Origin of the sequence: Pectobacterium nicotianae, from assembly GCF_023272715.1 — a bacterium.
Classification (GTDB): domain Bacteria; phylum Pseudomonadota; class Gammaproteobacteria; order Enterobacterales; family Enterobacteriaceae; genus Pectobacterium; species Pectobacterium brasiliense.
The window spans coordinates 897,547-914,432 of record NZ_CP096821.1 but is presented as its reverse complement, the minus strand read 5'-3'; the positions used below and the strand labels follow the sequence as shown (position 1 = coordinate 914,432).

Here is a 16,886-nt window from a genome sequence, read left to right as displayed (position 1 = left end):
AAAGGGCGGAACTGCCGATAATCACTGCAGAATTGACTTATTTCAGGAGGAAGTGATGGCCAATGATATCAGCCGGATTGTAATGAACACATTTCCAAAAGTAGCAGCGGCTCCCACGGCCGGTAAGCCTGCATCTAATACAGAGAGTAAGGCTGCATCGGCGGGTGAAAGTAAAGCTGCACCAGCTACCAGCAGTGGTGCTCAGCAAAAGATTGCCGCATTACAAAATCAAATCAAACAGCTGACCAAAAAGCTAAAAGAACTGGGCACAGATGCCGCCAGTGCGCAAAGTGAAGACGAGCGCAAGCTCATCAAACAGCAGCAGCAAATGATCCAGGCGCAAATCCAGGCGCTCTATGCCGAAATTGCCCGCATCCAAAAAGAAGAAGCGGAAAAGAAAGCGATGGAAGCCGCATCAAAAACGACATCACAACCACCTGAAAATAAAGCCAAAAAAGGCGGTGTTGATATCTACGTCTAACAGCAATATCTGGCGTATTCCCCTCTTTCTTTTTCTCCCTTTCCTGACTGATACAGTTTGTTACATGAGCTGTCAGGAAAGTGAGCATTTCATGTTTCATTGCCAACAATATCCCCTTCGAGAAAGTGCTTAAATTGCCGTTGCACAGGCATGTAGCCCAAGTCATTCGGGTATCAACCCTAAATAATTCGAGTTTCAGGCAGGCGGCAAGCGAGGGAGTCCCGATGAGCTTACATAAGTAAGTGATTCGGGTGACTGACAAATCTGCCAAAGGCAGATTTGAACGCTGTATTGCAGCGGCCCCTACGGGGCGAGGCACACATCAGTGGGCCGAGTAGCGCAGCCAACGCACCTGCAACTTGAAGTATGACGGGTACATCGGCATCTTTTCAGGAGGGAAAATGTCAAACACCATCAGCGTTATCAGCGTATCGACAACCACGGCAAGCAGCAGTAAAAGCAGTAGCACGTCAGAACAGCAGATTGCGCAGTTAACCAAACAGGTCCAATCGCTCACCAAGCAGGTGAGTAAACTGACCGAATCGGCTTCTAGCGCAGAAAGCGATGAAGAACGTAAACTGATCGAACAACAGCAGCAGGCAATTCAGGCCCAGATCCAGGCATTACAAGCACAAATTGCTCGTTTGCAGAGTGAAAAGTCAGAGCAGCAGTCTGATTCCTCTTCTACGACGCAAAATGCTAAACAAGAAGGCGTTAACCGCCCAACCGCAGACAATAAGATTAATGTCTATGTATAGGATGGGGTAACTAGCAAACGTAAAAGGTCGCTTCATTGAAACGACCTTTTTTCGTCAAGGACTGCGCGAGGAAATGGATAATCAGGAACGGGGCCGCTTCAGCGGCGTGACCAACCCTTGCAGACCCTCTATCTTGATTGCCAGCGTAATCTGCATCAATTCCCCTAAGCGACCTTTAGGAAATTCATCCTTGCGGGAGAACCACAGCAGGTACTCTTCCGGTAAATCGATCAGCACTCGCCCTTTGTATTTACCAAACGGCATCTGCATCGTGGCAATGTCTATCAGGTCTTCTTTTTCCATCCGTTTACGCCCCCAATAGTCGGATCATTTCCGCCTCATCGATCACTGGGATCCCCAATTCTTGCGCCTTCACCAGTTTAGAACCCGCGGCTTCACCTGCAATCACCATATCGGTTTTCTTCGAGACACTGCCGCTCACTTTCGCCCCTAACGCCGTTAGCCGATCTTTGGCTTCGTCGCGGGACAGAATACTTAGCGATCCGGTCAATACCACCGTTTTCCCCGCAAATGGGCTGTCGATCTCTTCAGCATTGACGACCTGAACCTCAGGCCAGTGAATGTTGATCCCTGCGGGATCGGTCAATTCACGGATGACGGTTTGGTTGTGCTCTTCCTCAAGGAAATGACGCACGTGCGCGGCGACGACTTTACCGACATCCGGCACTTCCAGCAGCGCCTCTTCATCGGCAGCAAAAAGCGCCTCTAGCGAACCAAAATGCGCAGCCAGATTAGCCGCCGTCGATTCGCCAACGTCACGGATCCCCAACGCATAGAGGAAACGTGCCAACGTGGTGCTTTTCGCCTTTTCCAGCGCATTGACCAGATTCGTCGCGGATTTCGGCCCCATGCGATCCAGCCCCGTCATGATCCCAGCGCTCAAACGGAACAGATCGGCTGGCGTCTTGACGTACTCTTTTTCCACCAGTTGATCGATGATCTTATCGCCCATGCCTTCCACGTCCAATGCGCGACGAGAAACAAAATGCTTCAGTGCCTCTTTACGCTGGGCACCACAGATCAGGCCACCAGTACAGCGCGTGACGGCCTCGCCTTCTACGCGTTCAACGTCAGATCCACATACGGGACAGGCCGCAGGGAAAACGATCGGACGCACCGTTTCTGGCCGCTCAGATTCCACGATGCCGACGATCTGCGGGATCACATCCCCCGCTCGACGCACAATCACGCGATCACCAATCTGCAAACCTAGCCGCTCAATTTCATCGGCATTATGCAGCGTGGCGTTGCTGACGATAACCCCGGCCACGGCGACGGGTTCCAAACGCGCAACCGGCGTAATCGCGCCTGTTCGCCCGACCTGAAACTCGACATCGCGCACCCAGGTCAGCTGTTCCTGCGCCGGAAATTTAAAGGCCACCGCCCAGCGAGGCGCACGGGCAACAAACCCTAACCGCTCCTGCAGTTCCAGAGAGTCAACTTTGACAACGACGCCGTCGATATCAAAGCCTAACGAGCTGCGGGTTTGCTCAACCTGACGATAAAAATCGAGTACCTCGGCCGGACCGGTACATAGTTTAATTCTGTCGCTCACCGGCAGTCCCCACGCCTTGAACTGCATCAGCCGCTCCCAGTGGCTTGCGGGCAGCTCACCGCCTTCCAGCAGACCTACGCCATAGCAAAAGAAGGTCAGCGGACGCTTAGCCGTAATGCGCGGGTCAAGCTGGCGTAGCGATCCGGCGGCAGCGTTACGCGGGTTAGCAAAAACTTTACTCCCCGTACGACGAGCCTCTTCGTTCAGCTTTTCAAAACCGCTGTGCTTCATAAACACTTCACCGCGTACTTCAACACGACGCGGAATATTGTCACCCTCAAGGCGCAGTGGAATCGCTGCAACGGTACGAATGTTACTGGTGATATTTTCCCCGGTCGTGCCATCCCCACGCGTGGCTGCCTGTACCAGAACGCCATCTTCATACAACAGGCTGACGGCTAAACCATCCAGTTTCAGCTCGCAGCAGAATGTCAGATCGTCACCGTTCTTCAGCCGGTCGCCAATTCGCTTGCTGAAGGCCAGATAGCTCTCTTCATCAAAGACGTTATCCAGCGATAACATCGGCACTTCATGACGTACCTGCTCAAATGCCGCCAGCGGTGCCGCACCCACGCGCTGCGTGGGAGAATCACTGGTCACCAGCTCGGGGTGATCCGCCTCTAACGCTTTCAGTTCCTGCATGAGCTTGTCATATTCGATATCAGGAATTTCGGGCGCATCTTCAACGTGATATTTGTATTCGTGATGGCGTAAGACCCGGCGCAACTCCGCTACCCGCAGTGCGGCCGCATTCACTTCGGCTGGTTCTTTCTTCACTGGTTTCATACCTGTTTTATCTGACGTGTCGCCCTGTCGGCGTCGTGATTGTTATGATTCTCGCCCGTGATCTACCAGAGCGAGAATCATTAGCTTGCGGCCTAACGGTGCCGAAATATTGCGAGCACCGTCAGTTTTATTTCATTTAAGATTTAGACGTGTTGGCTTTAATCGTGTTGATGATGTTCGTCGTGGAACAGCCGTCCTCAAAGTTCAGGACTTTCACTTCACCGCCGTTGGCCCAGACTTCTTCACTACCGGCGATTTCATGTGGCTGGTAGTCTCCGCCTTTCACCAGAATGTCCGGCAGAATGCTGGCAATCAGGCGCTGCGGCGTATCTTCTTCAAACGGCACGACCCAGTCGACGGCTTCCAGTGCACCCAGCACGATCATCCGCTGCGGCAGCGGGTTGACGGGACGAGTCGGTCCCTTCAGACGCTTGGTTGAGGCATCGCTGTTTACCGCAACGATTAATCGGTCGCCAAGTTTGCGGGCGTTTGCCAGGTAAGACACGTGTCCGGCGTGCAGAATATCGAAGCAGCCGTTGGTCATGACAATCTTTTCGCCACGCTGACGCGCCAGTTCAACGGCCTGTTTCAGCTGTTCTTCGGTCATGACACCAAATCCGGTGTCGGCACGGCCGCGGATAGCATTTTCCAATTCAATCGGCGTGACCGTGGACGTCCCCAGCTTGCCGACGACGACGCCTGCGGCGGCATTAGCCAGGAAACAGGCCTCTTCCAGCGGGTTACCTGCCGCCAGCGCAGCGGCCAACACACCGATTACGGTATCGCCCGCACCGGTCACGTCGTACACTTCCTGCGCCTGCGTCGGCAAATGCAGCGGTGCTTTGCCCGGCTGTAGCAGCGTCATCCCTTGCTCGGAACGGGTAATCAGTAACGCGGACAGATCGTAATCGGCCACCAGTTGCATACCACGCTCAACCAGCTCGTCTTCCGTTTTGCAACGCCCTGCTACCGCTTCAAACTCAGACAGGTTTGGCGTCAGCAACGTCGCGCCACGATAGCGGGCAAAATCCGTGCCTTTCGGGTCGATCAGCACCGGAACCCCAGCCGCTTTTGCCGTCTGAATCATGGTTTGCACATGCGCTAATGCGCCTTTTGCATAGTCAGACAGCACCAGCGCGCCAATTTTTGGCAGCGCCAGTTGAATACGCTCGATAATCGGCTGAGGATCAATTCCTTCAAAGCCCTCTTCGAAATCCAGTCGGATCAACTGCTGATTACGTGACAGCACGCGCAGCTTGGTGATCGTCGGATGCGTAGGAACAGCGACAAAGTCACACTTCACATTCACTTCGCCAAGTTTGGCATTCAGTGCGCGAGCTGCATCATCAATGCCCGTTAACCCCACCAGACGCGATCCCGCGCCCAATGCAGCGATGTTCATTGCGACGTTCGCCGCGCCGCCTGGGCGCTCTTCGATCGTATCAACCTTGACCACAGGCACGGGTGCCTCTGGTGAAATTCGGCTGGTCGGCCCATACCAGTAACGATCCAGCATGACATCACCGACCACTAATACACCCGCTTGACGGAAATCAGGCAGCGTCACTTTCATCCTCTACTCCAGGCTTATTTCGCATAATGCGCGTAATAATATCATAGGCACGTATCATACACGCCACTGCTGCGCGGCTCTAAACCGCACGGCACATTTGACCATATAGATAGGAGGAGCTTACGCTCCCACCAGCCACTTATTCCAACTCACCAGCACCTGCTCCCGCTCCGCAACGAACCGCTCCTTGCTGACCCGACCGGACAGCTCCTGCAAGGCCAGATGGTGCAGTTCATTGCGCATGGTAACGTAGGCCAGCTTGAGCGCATTGGCTTCACTCTCTTCCATTACGCCATATTGCGCCATCAGTTCCAGAATACGCACGTTGTCTGACCAACGGGTCAAACGCGGTTCCTGAGCGGCGTAACGTAGCATCAGATACTGGGCAATGAATTCGATATCCGTAATGCCGCCCGCATCCGTTTTGATGTCGAAGAGTGCTTTATCTTTGTTCGCCAGATGCTGACGCATTTTTTCCCGCATTTCGCGCACTTCGGTTCGCAGCGTCTCCGCGTCACGCTCTGCACACAGAATGCTGCGACGAATAGACTCAAATGTTTGCTGCACACCGCTTTCGCCGTACACCATACGTGCACGCACCAGCGCCTGATGCTCCCACGTCCATGCCTCATTGCGCTGATACTCATCAAACGCTTCGACCGTACTCACCAGCATACCCGCCGCGCCCGATGGCCGCAGACGGGCATCCACTTCATACAAAATGCCTGATGACGTCCGGGTGCTAAACAGATGCATCACTCGCTGTGCGAGGCGCAGATAAAACTGACGACCATCAATACTGCGTTCGCCATCCGTCATCACGTCCGATGGACAATCCAGCAAGAATACCAAATCCAGATCGGAGCTATATCCCAGCTCCCAGCCGCCGAGTTTGCCATAGGCAATAACCGCAAACCCACGGCCTTCACGATGCTGCAAATGTGACGGCTGGCCATAGCGCGCCACCATCTGTCCCCACGCCTGCTGAACCACGGCCGCGATAATCGCTTCAGCCAAATACGTTAAGTGATCGCTCACTTTCATCACGGGCAGTACGCCACCGATATCCCCTGCGGCGATGCGTAGCTGCTGCGACTGCTTGAACTGGCGAACGGCTTCCAACTGCTGTTCTTCATCATCCTCAGGGACGCGCATCAAATACTGACGTAGCTCATCGGCATACGCGCCCGGTGCCGTCGGCTGATACAGCGTTGATGCATCGAGCAATTCATCCAGCAGCAGGGGGTAGCGTGCCAGCTGGCTGGCCACCATTGGCGACGCCGCGCACAGGCGAATCAGTTGGCCGAGCGCAGCGCGAGACTCCAGCAGCAGTTCGAGATAGGTGGTACGTGTGACAATCCCCAGCAGCAGCGGCGTCAGACGAGACAACACCGTATCCGCTTCCTGACGAGCGCAGACTTCCGCCAGCAAACACGGCATGAGCTGATCCAGCACGTCCCGCCCGCGCGGCCCTATCGTGCGTTTCGCCACATCGTGACGGAATTCCACAATCGTCCGCATCAGCTTTTCACGCACGCTTTCCGAGAGATGGGGCGTCAGCGGAGCCAGTTCACCGTCATCCAGCGTGTCCTGCCATAGGCTGCTATAGCTGCTATGTTCAGGGATATCATTATTGTCCGGTGCATCATCGCCAATCAGGTCATCAAATACGTGACGCACCGCCTGCATATGCTGTTCCAGCATGGATTGCAGCGTGTCCCAGTTGTCAAAACCCATTCCCCATGCCAGCCGCTGCTGATTCAGCTCATCACCCGGCAAGGTTTGCGTCTGCTCATCGGCAATCGCCTGCAACAGGTTCTCTAAACGACGCAGAAACAGGTAAGAGGTACTGAGATCGAGCACCTGCTGTGGCGTTAATAATCCCAGCGTTCCTACATGCTGTAGCGTAGGCAGCAGCGAGCGCCCCTGCAATCCTGGTTCACGCCCGCCACGAATCAGTTGGAAAACCTGCGTGATAAATTCGATTTCACGAATGCCGCCCGCACCCAGCTTGATGTTGTTGCGCAGATCCCGTCGACGCACTTCGCGGGCAATCATGCCCTTCATATTTCGCAGTGACTGGATCACGCTGAAATCGATATAGCGACGGAAGACAAAGGGCTTCAGCGTACTGCGCAGTTCCTGACTATAGTCATCGTCCATTCCCCCCATCAGGCGCGCTTTGACCATGGCATAGCGTTCCCAATCGCGGCCCTGTTCCTGATAATAATCTTCCATGGCCGCAAAGCTGAGCACCAGCGGACCGCTGTCACCAAAGGGACGTAACCGCATATCCACACGGTAAACAAAACCATCGACGGTCGGCTGATCCAGCACCTTAATGAGCCGCTGCCCCAGACGCGTGAAGAATTGCGCGTTATCCAGCTCGCGTCGTCCGCCTTGCGTATGACCATTTTCGGGATAGACGAATATCAGGTCGATATCCGAAGAGAAGTTAAGCTCTCCCCCACCCAGTTTTCCCATGCCAAGAATCAGCAGAGGCTGAGCTACGCCCTGCGCATTGCAAGGTGTGCCCCACTCGCGACAACAGGCCTGATATAGCCAGCTTCTGGCCGCCACGATCACCACCTCAGCCAGCTCACTCAACTGACGCAGCGTGTGCTCCGTCGTACTGGTTTGCAGCGCCTGCGACCACGCAATTCGCGTCAACATATGTCGACGAAACCGGCGTAATGCCGCCATCAACGCATTTTCATCGTTAACGTCGGCCAATACATTGCTCAACCAGTCGGCGTAATGCTGCCACTCTTCAGGCTGCGGCGGTTGCTGATGAATCCCTTGCCACCAGTCAGGATGGAGCGCAAGCGCATCGCTGACAAAATCGCTCAATGCCAGAACAGCAGAGTCACTGTCGGTTATCGGTTCATCAGGTGCGGCTTCCCGCAAACGCGACAGAGCACGCTGAGATTGTTCCGTCAGAAGCACAGGTAAAGCGGGCAAAGGAAGTATCGACATGGGGGTTCCCTTGATGCGCCGCCTATCCTCACTGACAAGCGGCAGTTAACGGTTACTGTGATGGTCCGCCGCTATGTAGCCAGAACGGGGGCAAGGTCAACGCCTCTTTACGGTAGGCTTCCAGATAGGCAGAAGGAGCCTGTCCGGCAGCGAGCCGCTCAATTTCCTGGAGCAACACCCGCCAGTGTGAAATGTAGGCTTCCACCTGCTCCGCCGGATAAGCGCCGGATAAGAGAAGAAAAGCGCAGATATTACGTTGCAGACGAGGGATTTGCTGTTCGTACTGCGCTTCCGTCAATTTAGAGGAAAAAGCGCTTTTCAGATCCGCCGTGCTACGGCTTAACATGATGTCGGCAAAGCGTTTGAACGATCCCTGTAGCTTAATGCGATCTTTATTATCCATATGGTCACGCCAGCCAGACTCGATCAGCCAGGAAGTCAGTACCAACTTACTTTGCAGGTAGTCGACGCTGTAGCACACTTCCGCGCCGTCGGAGCCTTGTAGCCGGGCCTCCAGCGTCGCGAGTGCAGAACGAAAAAGCGTGGTGACCTTGCGTAACACAACGCCTCCCACCAGCACCAACATTTCGCGCATCATCGCACTGGCCTCTGGCAGGACTTCACGGGCAGAGGCATTCCCTCTTACCCACAGTTCTTCGTGGTATTGCCAGTGACTCAACCCCAGTTCCAGCGCCGCGCGGATGGCCTGATCGATATTGGTTTTTGGATCCACAACCAGTCGGTTGAGAGGCTGACACTCGCGAACCGGATTACCTTTAGCCAGATGGTATCCGCGCGCCGCCTTACTCAGGCTGCCCTGCCGCATACCACCAAACTCCGCGATTTCCTTTGCCAGCTCCAGCAGATGGGTGGTCTGCCCGACCTTAAGCTCCATCTCCAGTTCGCACAGCGGTTCACTCAGGTCTCCGGCACGAATTTCACCACGATCTAAGGCAACTTCAATCACGCTTTGATAGTAAGTAAACACCCACTTTTCACGCGTAAAATCCGTACTAAACAGCGGATTGAGCGACGATTGCAGCGCCTCAACATCGCAATCCTCCGGCCAGACTTCCGCCGGAAACAGGCTGAGATCCAGCTCAGCGTTCTCCAGCTCAACATTATATTCTGGGTGTTGATGCAGCCCGCCAATCACCTTGCCGGCCGTTTTCGCCGTCATTTCGTAGCGTTCATTTTCGCCGCGAATACGCAGGCCGATGCCATTGCGGCGCAGGTAATTATCCGCCGTTTCATAATAGGTATTGCTCAGACGCTGGGCACGCATGTGCTCATACTGACTGTAATCACTCTCCCAGTCAGCCAGTTGCGTCAGCAGCGATTCAACGCTGTCGGGATGAACAATAAACTTCAGCTCAATTTCTTCACTCATAGCATTCACAACACCAAGACCACATTCATTATCATGTCAGTAAATAACATTTTACTTCAGCTTACTACTCTTACCGCACACACTCTTTTTCACCTGCGAACAAGCGCGCATTTCTTATGCAACGCTGCCATTGGCAACACCGCTTTTCCCCGCTTAAACACGCCGCTCACCGCCTTCTAAGAACTTATCCCAGCAGGCATTATTGGTGTGAAATAGCCCTAATGGGGAGGTTCTAAGACTGTTCTCATTTCGGTTTATACATTGCCTCGTCAGACTTAAGCCTCTACTATCGGACCACCATTAACGCAACATGATGATCTTATGCAGAAATTAGGCTTACTCTGTTTTACTTTATTTTCGCTCACGCTGAGCTGGACCGCACAGGCGGAAGAAAAACGCTATATTTCCGATGAGTTATTGACGTATGTCCACAGCGGGCCGGGCAATCAATATCGTATCGTCGGCACGGTGAATGCTGGCACTGAGGTCACGCTACTCAGCGTTAATGAAAGTGCAGGCTATGCGCAGATTCGTGATGATAAAAACCGCACCACCTGGATTCCTCTCGACCAGCTTAGCGAGACGCCGAGCCTGCGCACGCGGGTGCCGGAGCTGGAAAAACAGGTAAAAGACCTGACTGACAAACTGAATAATATCGATCAGACCTGGAACCAACGCACCGCGGATATGCAACAGAAAGTCGCAGCCAGCGATGGTGTTATCAATGGGTTGCGTCAGGAAAATCAGGATCTGAAAACACAGCTTATCGTCGCACAGAAGAAAGTCAGCGCGGCGAATGTCCAGCTTGACGATAAGCAGCGCACCATCATTCTACAGTGGTTTATGTATGGCGGCGGCGTGGCTGGCATAGGCTTGCTGCTGGGTCTGCTGTTGCCGCACATCATCCCTCGCAAAAAGAAAAATGACCGCTGGATGAGCTAATCGGAACACGTGCCTGCTTCTTGCAGGCATTTTTCTTTGCGGCCAACGTCGCGGTGCAAAGATGGTAGTATGTGGTGAAGTATTGGTTATTGATTCAGGAGCCCGACGTTGAAGATCTACCTTGTCGGCGGCGCTGTTCGGGACAGCCTGCTGGGTTTACCCGTCACCGAGAAAGATTGGGTGGTGGTCGGCGCGACGCCGGAGAACCTGCTTGAGCAGGGTTACCAGCAGGTTGGAAAGGATTTCCCCGTCTTCTTACACCCCGTTAGCCGCGATGAATACGCTCTCGCGCGTACCGAACGCAAATCTGGCAAAGGCTATACCGGGTTTGTCTGCCATGCCGCCCCCGATGTCACGTTAGAGCAGGATTTGCTGCGCCGCGATTTGACCATCAACGCGATTGCCCGCACCGAGCGAGGCGACCTTATCGATCCTTATCACGGTCGTCGCGATCTTGAGAATCGCGTACTGCGCCACGTTTCCGACGCATTCAGCGAAGATCCGTTACGGGTGCTGCGCGTCGCCCGTTTTGCCGCGCGTTTTGCTCATCTCGGCTTCCAGATTGCCGAAGAAACCATGGCGCTGATGCAAAAAATGGCGCATGAGGGTGAGCTGGCTTATCTGACGCCAGAGCGCGTCTGGAAAGAGACGGAAAAAGCACTCGGCACCTCGTCGCCAGATGTCTATTTTCAGGTGCTTCGTGACTGCGGTGCGCTGGCCGTGCTGTTCCCTGAAATCGATAACCTGTACGGCGTGCCCGCCCCCGCCAAATGGCATCCGGAAATCGATACCGGCATTCATACCATGATGACGGTGGCGATGGCCGCTCGCCTCAGCCCTGAGATTGACGTACGTTTTGCTACGCTGTGCCACGATTTAGGAAAAGGGCTGACGCCCCCCGAACTGTGGCCGCGTCATCACGGGCATGGCCCGGCGGGCGTCAAACTGGTTGAGGCACTGTGCCAGCGCCTGCGCGTACCTAACCCGATTCGCGATTTGGCAAAGCTGGTTGCGGAATATCATGATCTGGTTCATACCGTGCAGGTGCTGCAACCCAAAACCCTGCTGAAGTTATTTGATGCGATTGACGTCTGGCGTAAACCACAGCGTCTGGAGCAGTTAGCGCTCACGAGCGAAGCCGATGCCAGAGGCCGTGCCGGTTTTGAAGAGACCCCGTATCCGCAAGGCGACTATCTGCGTGAAGCTTTCCGCGTCGCCAGTCAGGTCAGCAGTGCGGACGTCGTCGCCGATGGGTTTAAGGGCATTGACGTGCGTAACGAACTCGCACGCCGTCGTATTCATGCACTGGCAGACTGGAAAGCACAGCAGCCAGATTCATCAGCCGCATCCTGAAACAAAGAGGCCACGCTAATGCGTGGCCTCTTCTCTTCTATAACGGTCTACCTAAAATCGACGTTCTCAGTCTTACATAAACACCATGTAAACCACGCCCGCGACGATAAAACGGTAAATCGCAAATGGGACAAACGAGATGCGTTTGATGATTTTCAGGAAGGTTTTAATCGCAATCAGCGCCACAATAAAGGCCGTCACGAAACCAACGGCAAACATCGGCACATCGGCCAGCGACAGGAAATGCCAGCTTTTATACAGATCCAGAACGGTCGCGCCCATCATCATGGGAACCGCCAGAATAAAAGAGAACTCAGAGGCAGCATAGCGGCTGACGCCCATCAGCATCCCACCGGAAATGGTCGCCCCTGAACGCGAAAAGCCGGGCCACAGCGCCAGACATTGAAAACAGCCAATCATAAATGCCTGACGGTGCGTGATGTCATCCAGCCCGACAGCACGCGGCTGTTTTGGCTTGAACCATTCCGCCGCTAACAGCAGGAAGCCACCGATCACCAGCGCATACATCACGTTCTGTGGATAAAACAGCGACTTGATGACGTCATGAAAAATCAGACCAAGCACCACCGCGGGAATCATTGCCAGCAAGATGTGCGTCAGTTTCAGACGTCCAGCGGTTTTCCCCTCGTGCGGAACGTCGCCGAAGTGAATCCCAATCAGACCAAAGAGGCGGCGCCAGAACATCACGACAACGGCCAAAATCGAGCCAAGCTGAATGATAACTTCAAACGTCTTGGCTTTCTCATCAGCGAACCCTAACCAATGACCAACGATAATCATATGCCCCGTAGACGATACGGGCAAAAACTCGGTCAGTCCTTCGACCACGCCAAGAATAAATGCGATTAGCAATGAATGCAGGTCAGTCATCTAAAAATCCTTGCCTCTAATAAAAACGAAAATGCAGCGCACAAAAAAGCGGCCGCGTACTTCCGCGAGCCGCTATAACTGGCTTATAGACTATTTGGGTTACGATTTAGTTGCACGTAAATCAGTATTTATTCTGTTAAATCAGATTTATCGTGTGCCACGCTCAATAATGACGCCAACCTGACGCGCCTGCGCGACAGCGCCCGGCTTGCTGAGCTTGATCCGCAGCCAGGGGATCGAGAAGCGCTGCATCAGCATGTGCGCGACTTCTTCGGCAACGCGTTCCACCAGAGCAAAGCGCTGGTTTGCCACATGGGCAATCACCGCCTCGCTGACATCGGCATAGCTCAGGCAGTCATTAACATCGTCACTGGCGGCTGCCTGACGGTTATCCCAGCCCATTTCGATATCGAACACCAGTTTCTGCTGGATGGTCTGTTCCCAATCGTAAACACCAATAGTTGTGATTACAGTAAGTTCTTCAATAAATACGATATCCATCACGCCATTCTCTGTTTTTGTCGCTGTCGGATACCACTTCCGACGGAATGTGCGTATTATCCACAGATGAGAAGAGTAAAACGACCCTTATTAAACGTCTCTCTATACAAACTAAACGGAATAGCGTTATGAGTGTTACCGCGCTTGGTATGATGTTAATCGCGTATCTGTGTGGCTCTATTTCCAGTGCGATTTTATTTTGCAGAATTGCTGGGCTACCCGACCCGCGCCAGCATGGTTCCGGGAACCCCGGAGCCACTAACGTATTGCGTATTGGCGGCAAAGCGGCCGCTGCAACCGTATTGGTGTTTGATGTTCTGAAAGGCATGCTGCCAGTGTGGGCGGCTTACGAGCTGGGCGTTCCCCCGCTATATCTCGGGTTAACCGCTATCGCTGCCTGCCTCGGTCATATCTATCCCGTCTTTTTCCACTTTCGCGGTGGCAAAGGTGTGGCAACGGCGCTGGGTGCCATTGCCCCTATCGGCTGGGATCTGACGGGGCTGATGACCGGTACCTGGCTACTGACCGTGCTGCTGAGCGGCTATTCCTCGCTGGGTGCGATTGTCAGTGCGCTCATCGCGCCGTTTTATGTCTGGTGGTTCAAACCACAGTTTACCTTCCCCGTCGCGATGCTCTCTTGCCTGATACTGATGCGTCATCATGACAATATCCAACGCCTCTGGCGCGGACAGGAAAGTAAAATCTGGAATAAGCTACGCAAGAAGAAGCAGCCAGAAGACGAACAGACGTCCTCCGAAGAATAAGACAAAAAAATTCCCGTTTTCACGGGAATTTTTTTATGAAGTATGACGGAGATATTAGAATCGGCCGATGGCGGCAAATTCCTGCGATTGCACTTTAAACTGAGACATACTTTCTGCAAGCAGGCGCGCCTGATCTTCCAGTGAGCGCGTGGCAGCAGCGGACTCTTCTACCAGAGACGCATTTTGCTGTGCGACTTCATCCATTTGCGATACCGCCAGATTCACCTGCCCAATACCATTGCTTTGCTCACGCGTGGCCGTTGAGATCTCACGCATCAGGGATGTCACGCGCGCCACGGCGTCAGAAACGTCATTCATCGTTTCGCCCGCCATTTTCGCCATCACGGTGCCTTCACTGACGCGACTTTGAGACTCTTCCATCAGCATTTTGATCTCTTTAGCCGATTGCGCACTGCGCTGCGCCAGACTTCGGACTTCACCCGCCACCACCGCAAATCCACGCCCCTGCTCACCCGCACGTGCGGCTTCAACCGCCGCATTCAGCGCCAGAATATTGGTCTGGAACGCGATGCCGTCAATCACCGCCAGAATATCGCCAATGCGTGCGGAGCTGCTGGAGATCATCTGCATTTTCTCAATCATGCTCCCCACGGTTTCGCTGCCTTTATTAGCGATCTCGGATACATTTTGCGCCAGCGTATGCGCTTGCTCTGCACTTTCCGCATTCAGCGTCACTGTCGCGGTCAACTGCTCCATACTGGCTGCGGTTTCTTCCAGCGAGGAGGCTGACTCTTCCGTACGCGCGGCTAAATGCGTATTGCCGGAAGACAGCTCGCGCGTGCCGACGTCAATCTGCATACCGGCATCACGGACGCGGCCCACGGCGGTTGCCAACGAGTGCTGCATCGCTTTCATCGCCTGAATCAGACGGCCAATTTCATTATTGCCGCCATCGGGAATGCGCTGGGTCAAATCACCACGGGCAATAAACTCCAGTTGACCGACCGTCTCTTCAAGCGGAGACAGAATAGAACGCTTCAAGGCAATCCAGGCTGCCAACACCAGCAGCAGAACGGATATACAGGCAATACCGATGATCATCAAACGGTTGAATGCGAAACTTTCCGCTTCTGCGAGCATGTTTTCCCCGACTTCCAGACCGAAGTCACGGAATTCGTTCGCGACCTTATCCATCTTAACGCTGAGCGGCGGTAGTACGTCCTGCAACAGCACGTAATAGGCTGCGACATCGCCACGTTTCAGCGCATCAACCATCGGCTGAACGCCAAGATTCATGTATTGCTCGTAGTTGCTTTTAACCTCTGCGGCCATTTTGGCACCGCGCTCCGTTACGGTGCCGTAGGAAAGAAAGCGTGCCATTTCTTTGTGGGAAAGCGCCGTGTAGGCTTCTGCCCGCGCGACCGATGCATCCGCCAAATCGGTCAGCCCGCTTTCCATCTGACGAGCCGCCAACGCCGCCCCTGTTCTTGCGCGCAGTGAAGCGGTATAGCTCCCCGCCAGCGCCGTGACTTCTTTGCCCTGAATCTTGTCGATTGTCGTCAGCGACGTGATTCCCTGATTGATTGAGGTGATGCCAATTCCGCACACCAGCAATAACAGCAGTACCATCGTTCCTAACAAAGCAATCAAGCTCGTCTTGATTGTGATGTTTCTTAACATTTTTGTTTCCCTGATATTACAAATGATAAATAAATGCGAAGAAATGCTCCGCATAACGTGATCCAGATCATCTTCCTATCGGTAACAAGCCTGCTTTCTTTAAAGAAACTTTAGTAACGAAAGTATTTTTACTTAAACGACTCGCGCAAGCGCATCACGCCTTGCTCACGCTAAAAATCAGGGACATTAAACGCTTTTTGGCTATAATGACGGCCACGCTATTTCAGGTTTAAGAGAAGGAAACCGACATGAGTCTGAACAATGTCCCGGCGGGTAAAGATCTGCCGGAAGATATCTATGTAGTGATTGAAATTCCCGCGAACGCCGATCCGATCAAATATGAAATTGATAAAGATACCGGTGCGCTGTTTGTAGACCGTTTCATGTCTACGGCCATGTTCTACCCATGCAACTACGGCTACATCAACCACACGCTGTCTCTGGATGGCGACCCGGTTGACGTTCTGGTTCCGACCCCGTATCCGTTGCAGCCTGGCTCAGTGATCCGCTGCCGTCCTGTTGGCGTGCTGAAAATGACCGACGAAGCAGGCGAAGATGCCAAGCTGGTTGCCGTTCCGCACAGCAAGCTGACCAAAGAATACGATCACATTAAAGACGTTAACGACCTGCCTGAACTGCTGCGTGCACAGATCGGCCACTTCTTTGAGCACTACAAAGATCTGGAAAAAGGCAAGTGGGTGAAAGTGGAAGGTTGGGATAACGCTGCTGCGGCGAAAGCCGAGATCGTTGCTTCCTTCGAGCGCGCGAAAAACAAATAAGCGCCACACGATATGCCTTAAAGCCCTTATGGGCTCAAGATATCGCATGATCAAAAACACCGCCTTGCGCGGTGTTTTTATTTATAGCGACCATGACTTGATTGGCGACTCGGCCTCAAGCCTCTTCTTCATCTTCTTCACTGCGCTTTAGCCAGTCACCGCTGGCAATACGCGTCAGCCCTGCAACAGGGTGCTTGTACAGATAGATCCAGGCACTGCCCAGAGGCGTAGGAATCAGCTCACGTTGGTATTCGTGGCCGTCCCGCTTTAAGGCATCCAGTTCTGTCAAAATCGACGAACTAATGCGATAGACCTCGCAATGGATCTCTCCATCACCGGGTACCACTGCCGGATAATGGCCGAGATCGTACAGCTCGAAACCTGCGAGCTGACAATCCCCTAACCATTGCGCATTCGTCATCCAATGACTGTTTCCCTGTTTGCGTCGTAAACTGCCGTAAACAATAATTCGCAT

Annotated in this window: 15 protein-coding genes; 6 read left to right on the top strand and 9 right to left on the bottom strand. The window is 53.6% G+C overall.

Features of this window, described 5'->3' with window-relative positions:
* The first annotated feature begins 55 nt into the window (after window positions 1-55).
* On the top strand, window positions 56-481 hold the full coding sequence (locus MYB54_RS04060; protein WP_205591842.1) for a FlxA-like family protein: 426 nt from the start codon (window positions 56-58) through the stop codon (window positions 479-481).
* Between the two features lie 401 nt (window positions 482-882).
* Window positions 883-1,239, top strand: a complete 357-nt coding sequence (locus MYB54_RS04055) for a FlxA-like family protein (RefSeq protein WP_248721542.1) — start codon at window positions 883-885, stop codon at window positions 1,237-1,239.
* 81 nt (window positions 1,240-1,320) lie between these two features.
* On the opposite strand, the gene MYB54_RS04050 is transcribed toward MYB54_RS04055, so the two are convergent.
* The 5 genes from MYB54_RS04050 to MYB54_RS04030 all read right to left on the bottom strand — a co-directional run bounded on the left by MYB54_RS04050 (window position 1,321) and on the right by MYB54_RS04030 (window position 9,540).
* Window positions 1,321-1,542, bottom strand: coding sequence for a DUF3820 family protein (locus MYB54_RS04050; protein WP_095700466.1), 222 nt, complete (start codon window positions 1,540-1,542; stop codon window positions 1,321-1,323).
* Window positions 1,543-1,546: 4 nt separating this feature from the next.
* Window positions 1,547-3,601 (bottom strand): NAD-dependent DNA ligase LigA, encoded by a 2,055-nt coding sequence (ligA, locus tag MYB54_RS04045; protein WP_248721541.1) that lies wholly within the window; start codon window positions 3,599-3,601, stop codon window positions 1,547-1,549.
* A 136-nt stretch (window positions 3,602-3,737) separates the two neighbouring features.
* Window positions 3,738-5,174 carry a bifunctional D-glycero-beta-D-manno-heptose-7-phosphate kinase/D-glycero-beta-D-manno-heptose 1-phosphate adenylyltransferase HldE gene (gene hldE / locus MYB54_RS04040; RefSeq protein WP_248721540.1) on the bottom strand — a complete coding sequence of 479 codons (1,437 nt, stop codon included), beginning with the start codon at window positions 5,172-5,174 and terminating at the stop codon, window positions 3,738-3,740.
* 120 nt (window positions 5,175-5,294) lie between these two features.
* The gene (glnE, locus tag MYB54_RS04035) at window positions 5,295-8,150 is read right to left on the bottom strand and encodes a bifunctional [glutamate--ammonia ligase]-adenylyl-L-tyrosine phosphorylase/[glutamate--ammonia-ligase] adenylyltransferase (protein WP_248721539.1); all 2,856 of its coding nucleotides are present in this window, start codon (window positions 8,148-8,150) and stop codon (window positions 5,295-5,297) included.
* Window positions 8,151-8,202: 52 nt separating this feature from the next.
* Window positions 8,203-9,540: a CYTH domain-containing protein gene (locus MYB54_RS04030; RefSeq protein WP_248721538.1), complete on the bottom strand. Its 1,338-nt coding sequence runs from the start codon at window positions 9,538-9,540 to the stop codon at window positions 8,203-8,205.
* 321 nt (window positions 9,541-9,861) lie between these two features.
* Between MYB54_RS04030 and MYB54_RS04025 the strand changes: the two genes are divergently transcribed.
* Both MYB54_RS04025 and MYB54_RS04020 read left to right on the top strand, forming a co-directional pair.
* Window positions 9,862-10,482, top strand: a complete 621-nt coding sequence (locus MYB54_RS04025) for a TIGR04211 family SH3 domain-containing protein (protein ID WP_039277862.1) — start codon at window positions 9,862-9,864, stop codon at window positions 10,480-10,482.
* A 108-nt stretch (window positions 10,483-10,590) separates the two neighbouring features.
* Window positions 10,591-11,835 (top strand): multifunctional CCA addition/repair protein, encoded by a 1,245-nt coding sequence (locus MYB54_RS04020; RefSeq protein WP_248721537.1) that lies wholly within the window; start codon window positions 10,591-10,593, stop codon window positions 11,833-11,835.
* Window positions 11,836-11,907: 72 nt separating this feature from the next.
* Here the strand turns inward: MYB54_RS04020 and bacA are convergent, their stop codons facing one another.
* A complete protein-coding gene (gene bacA, locus MYB54_RS04015) occupies window positions 11,908-12,726 on the bottom strand; it encodes an undecaprenyl-diphosphate phosphatase (protein WP_014916508.1) in 819 nt (272 codons plus the stop codon).
* A gap of 147 nt (window positions 12,727-12,873) precedes the next feature.
* On the bottom strand, window positions 12,874-13,227 hold the full coding sequence (gene folB, locus MYB54_RS04010) for a bifunctional dihydroneopterin aldolase/7,8-dihydroneopterin epimerase (RefSeq protein ID WP_010287496.1): 354 nt from the start codon (window positions 13,225-13,227) through the stop codon (window positions 12,874-12,876).
* Between the two features lie 128 nt (window positions 13,228-13,355).
* Here folB and plsY point away from each other — a divergent pair, with 128 nt between their 5' ends.
* Window positions 13,356-13,991 (top strand): glycerol-3-phosphate 1-O-acyltransferase PlsY, encoded by a 636-nt coding sequence (gene plsY, locus MYB54_RS04005; RefSeq protein WP_010287497.1) that lies wholly within the window; start codon window positions 13,356-13,358, stop codon window positions 13,989-13,991.
* A 54-nt stretch (window positions 13,992-14,045) separates the two neighbouring features.
* Here plsY and MYB54_RS04000 read toward each other — a convergent pair whose 3' ends face one another.
* Window positions 14,046-15,632 carry a methyl-accepting chemotaxis protein gene (locus tag MYB54_RS04000; RefSeq protein ID WP_039526606.1) on the bottom strand — a complete coding sequence of 529 codons (1,587 nt, stop codon included), beginning with the start codon at window positions 15,630-15,632 and terminating at the stop codon, window positions 14,046-14,048.
* A gap of 248 nt (window positions 15,633-15,880) precedes the next feature.
* On the opposite strand from MYB54_RS04000, the gene ppa reads away from it, so the two are divergent.
* Window positions 15,881-16,411, top strand: coding sequence for an inorganic diphosphatase (ppa, locus tag MYB54_RS03995; RefSeq protein ID WP_010278977.1), 531 nt, complete (start codon window positions 15,881-15,883; stop codon window positions 16,409-16,411).
* A 115-nt stretch (window positions 16,412-16,526) separates the two neighbouring features.
* On the opposite strand, the gene MYB54_RS03990 is transcribed toward ppa, so the two are convergent.
* Window positions 16,527-16,886, bottom strand: a complete 360-nt coding sequence (locus tag MYB54_RS03990; RefSeq protein ID WP_039283139.1) for a gamma-glutamylcyclotransferase family protein — start codon at window positions 16,884-16,886, stop codon at window positions 16,527-16,529.

What these genes read in the sequence shown, in the direction of transcription:
- MYB54_RS04055 (WP_248721542.1), top strand. Translation starts at nt 883, where the DNA reads ATGTCAAACACCATCAGCGTTATCAGCGTATCGACAACCACGGCAAGC.
- plsY (WP_010287497.1), top strand. Translation starts at nt 13,356, where the DNA reads ATGAGTGTTACCGCGCTTGGTATGATGTTAATCGCGTATCTGTGTGGC.
- bacA (WP_014916508.1), bottom strand. Translation starts at nt 12,726, where the DNA reads ATGACTGACCTGCATTCATTGCTAATCGCATTTATTCTTGGCGTGGTC.
- MYB54_RS04050 (WP_095700466.1), bottom strand. Translation starts at nt 1,542, where the DNA reads ATGGAAAAAGAAGACCTGATAGACATTGCCACGATGCAGATGCCGTTT.
- glnE (WP_248721539.1), bottom strand. Translation starts at nt 8,150, where the DNA reads ATGTCGATACTTCCTTTGCCCGCTTTACCTGTGCTTCTGACGGAACAA.
- ppa (WP_010278977.1), top strand. Translation starts at nt 15,881, where the DNA reads ATGAGTCTGAACAATGTCCCGGCGGGTAAAGATCTGCCGGAAGATATC.
- ligA (WP_248721541.1), bottom strand. Translation starts at nt 3,601, where the DNA reads ATGAAACCAGTGAAGAAAGAACCAGCCGAAGTGAATGCGGCCGCACTG.
- MYB54_RS03990 (WP_039283139.1), bottom strand. Translation starts at nt 16,886, where the DNA reads ATGCGAATTATTGTTTACGGCAGTTTACGACGCAAACAGGGAAACAGT.
- MYB54_RS04030 (WP_248721538.1), bottom strand. Translation starts at nt 9,540, where the DNA reads ATGAGTGAAGAAATTGAGCTGAAGTTTATTGTTCATCCCGACAGCGTT.
- MYB54_RS04000 (WP_039526606.1), bottom strand. Translation starts at nt 15,632, where the DNA reads ATGTTAAGAAACATCACAATCAAGACGAGCTTGATTGCTTTGTTAGGA.
- hldE (WP_248721540.1), bottom strand. Translation starts at nt 5,174, where the DNA reads ATGAAAGTGACGCTGCCTGATTTCCGTCAAGCGGGTGTATTAGTGGTC.
- MYB54_RS04060 (WP_205591842.1), top strand. Translation starts at nt 56, where the DNA reads ATGGCCAATGATATCAGCCGGATTGTAATGAACACATTTCCAAAAGTA.
- folB (WP_010287496.1), bottom strand. Translation starts at nt 13,227, where the DNA reads ATGGATATCGTATTTATTGAAGAACTTACTGTAATCACAACTATTGGT.
- MYB54_RS04025 (WP_039277862.1), top strand. Translation starts at nt 9,862, where the DNA reads ATGCAGAAATTAGGCTTACTCTGTTTTACTTTATTTTCGCTCACGCTG.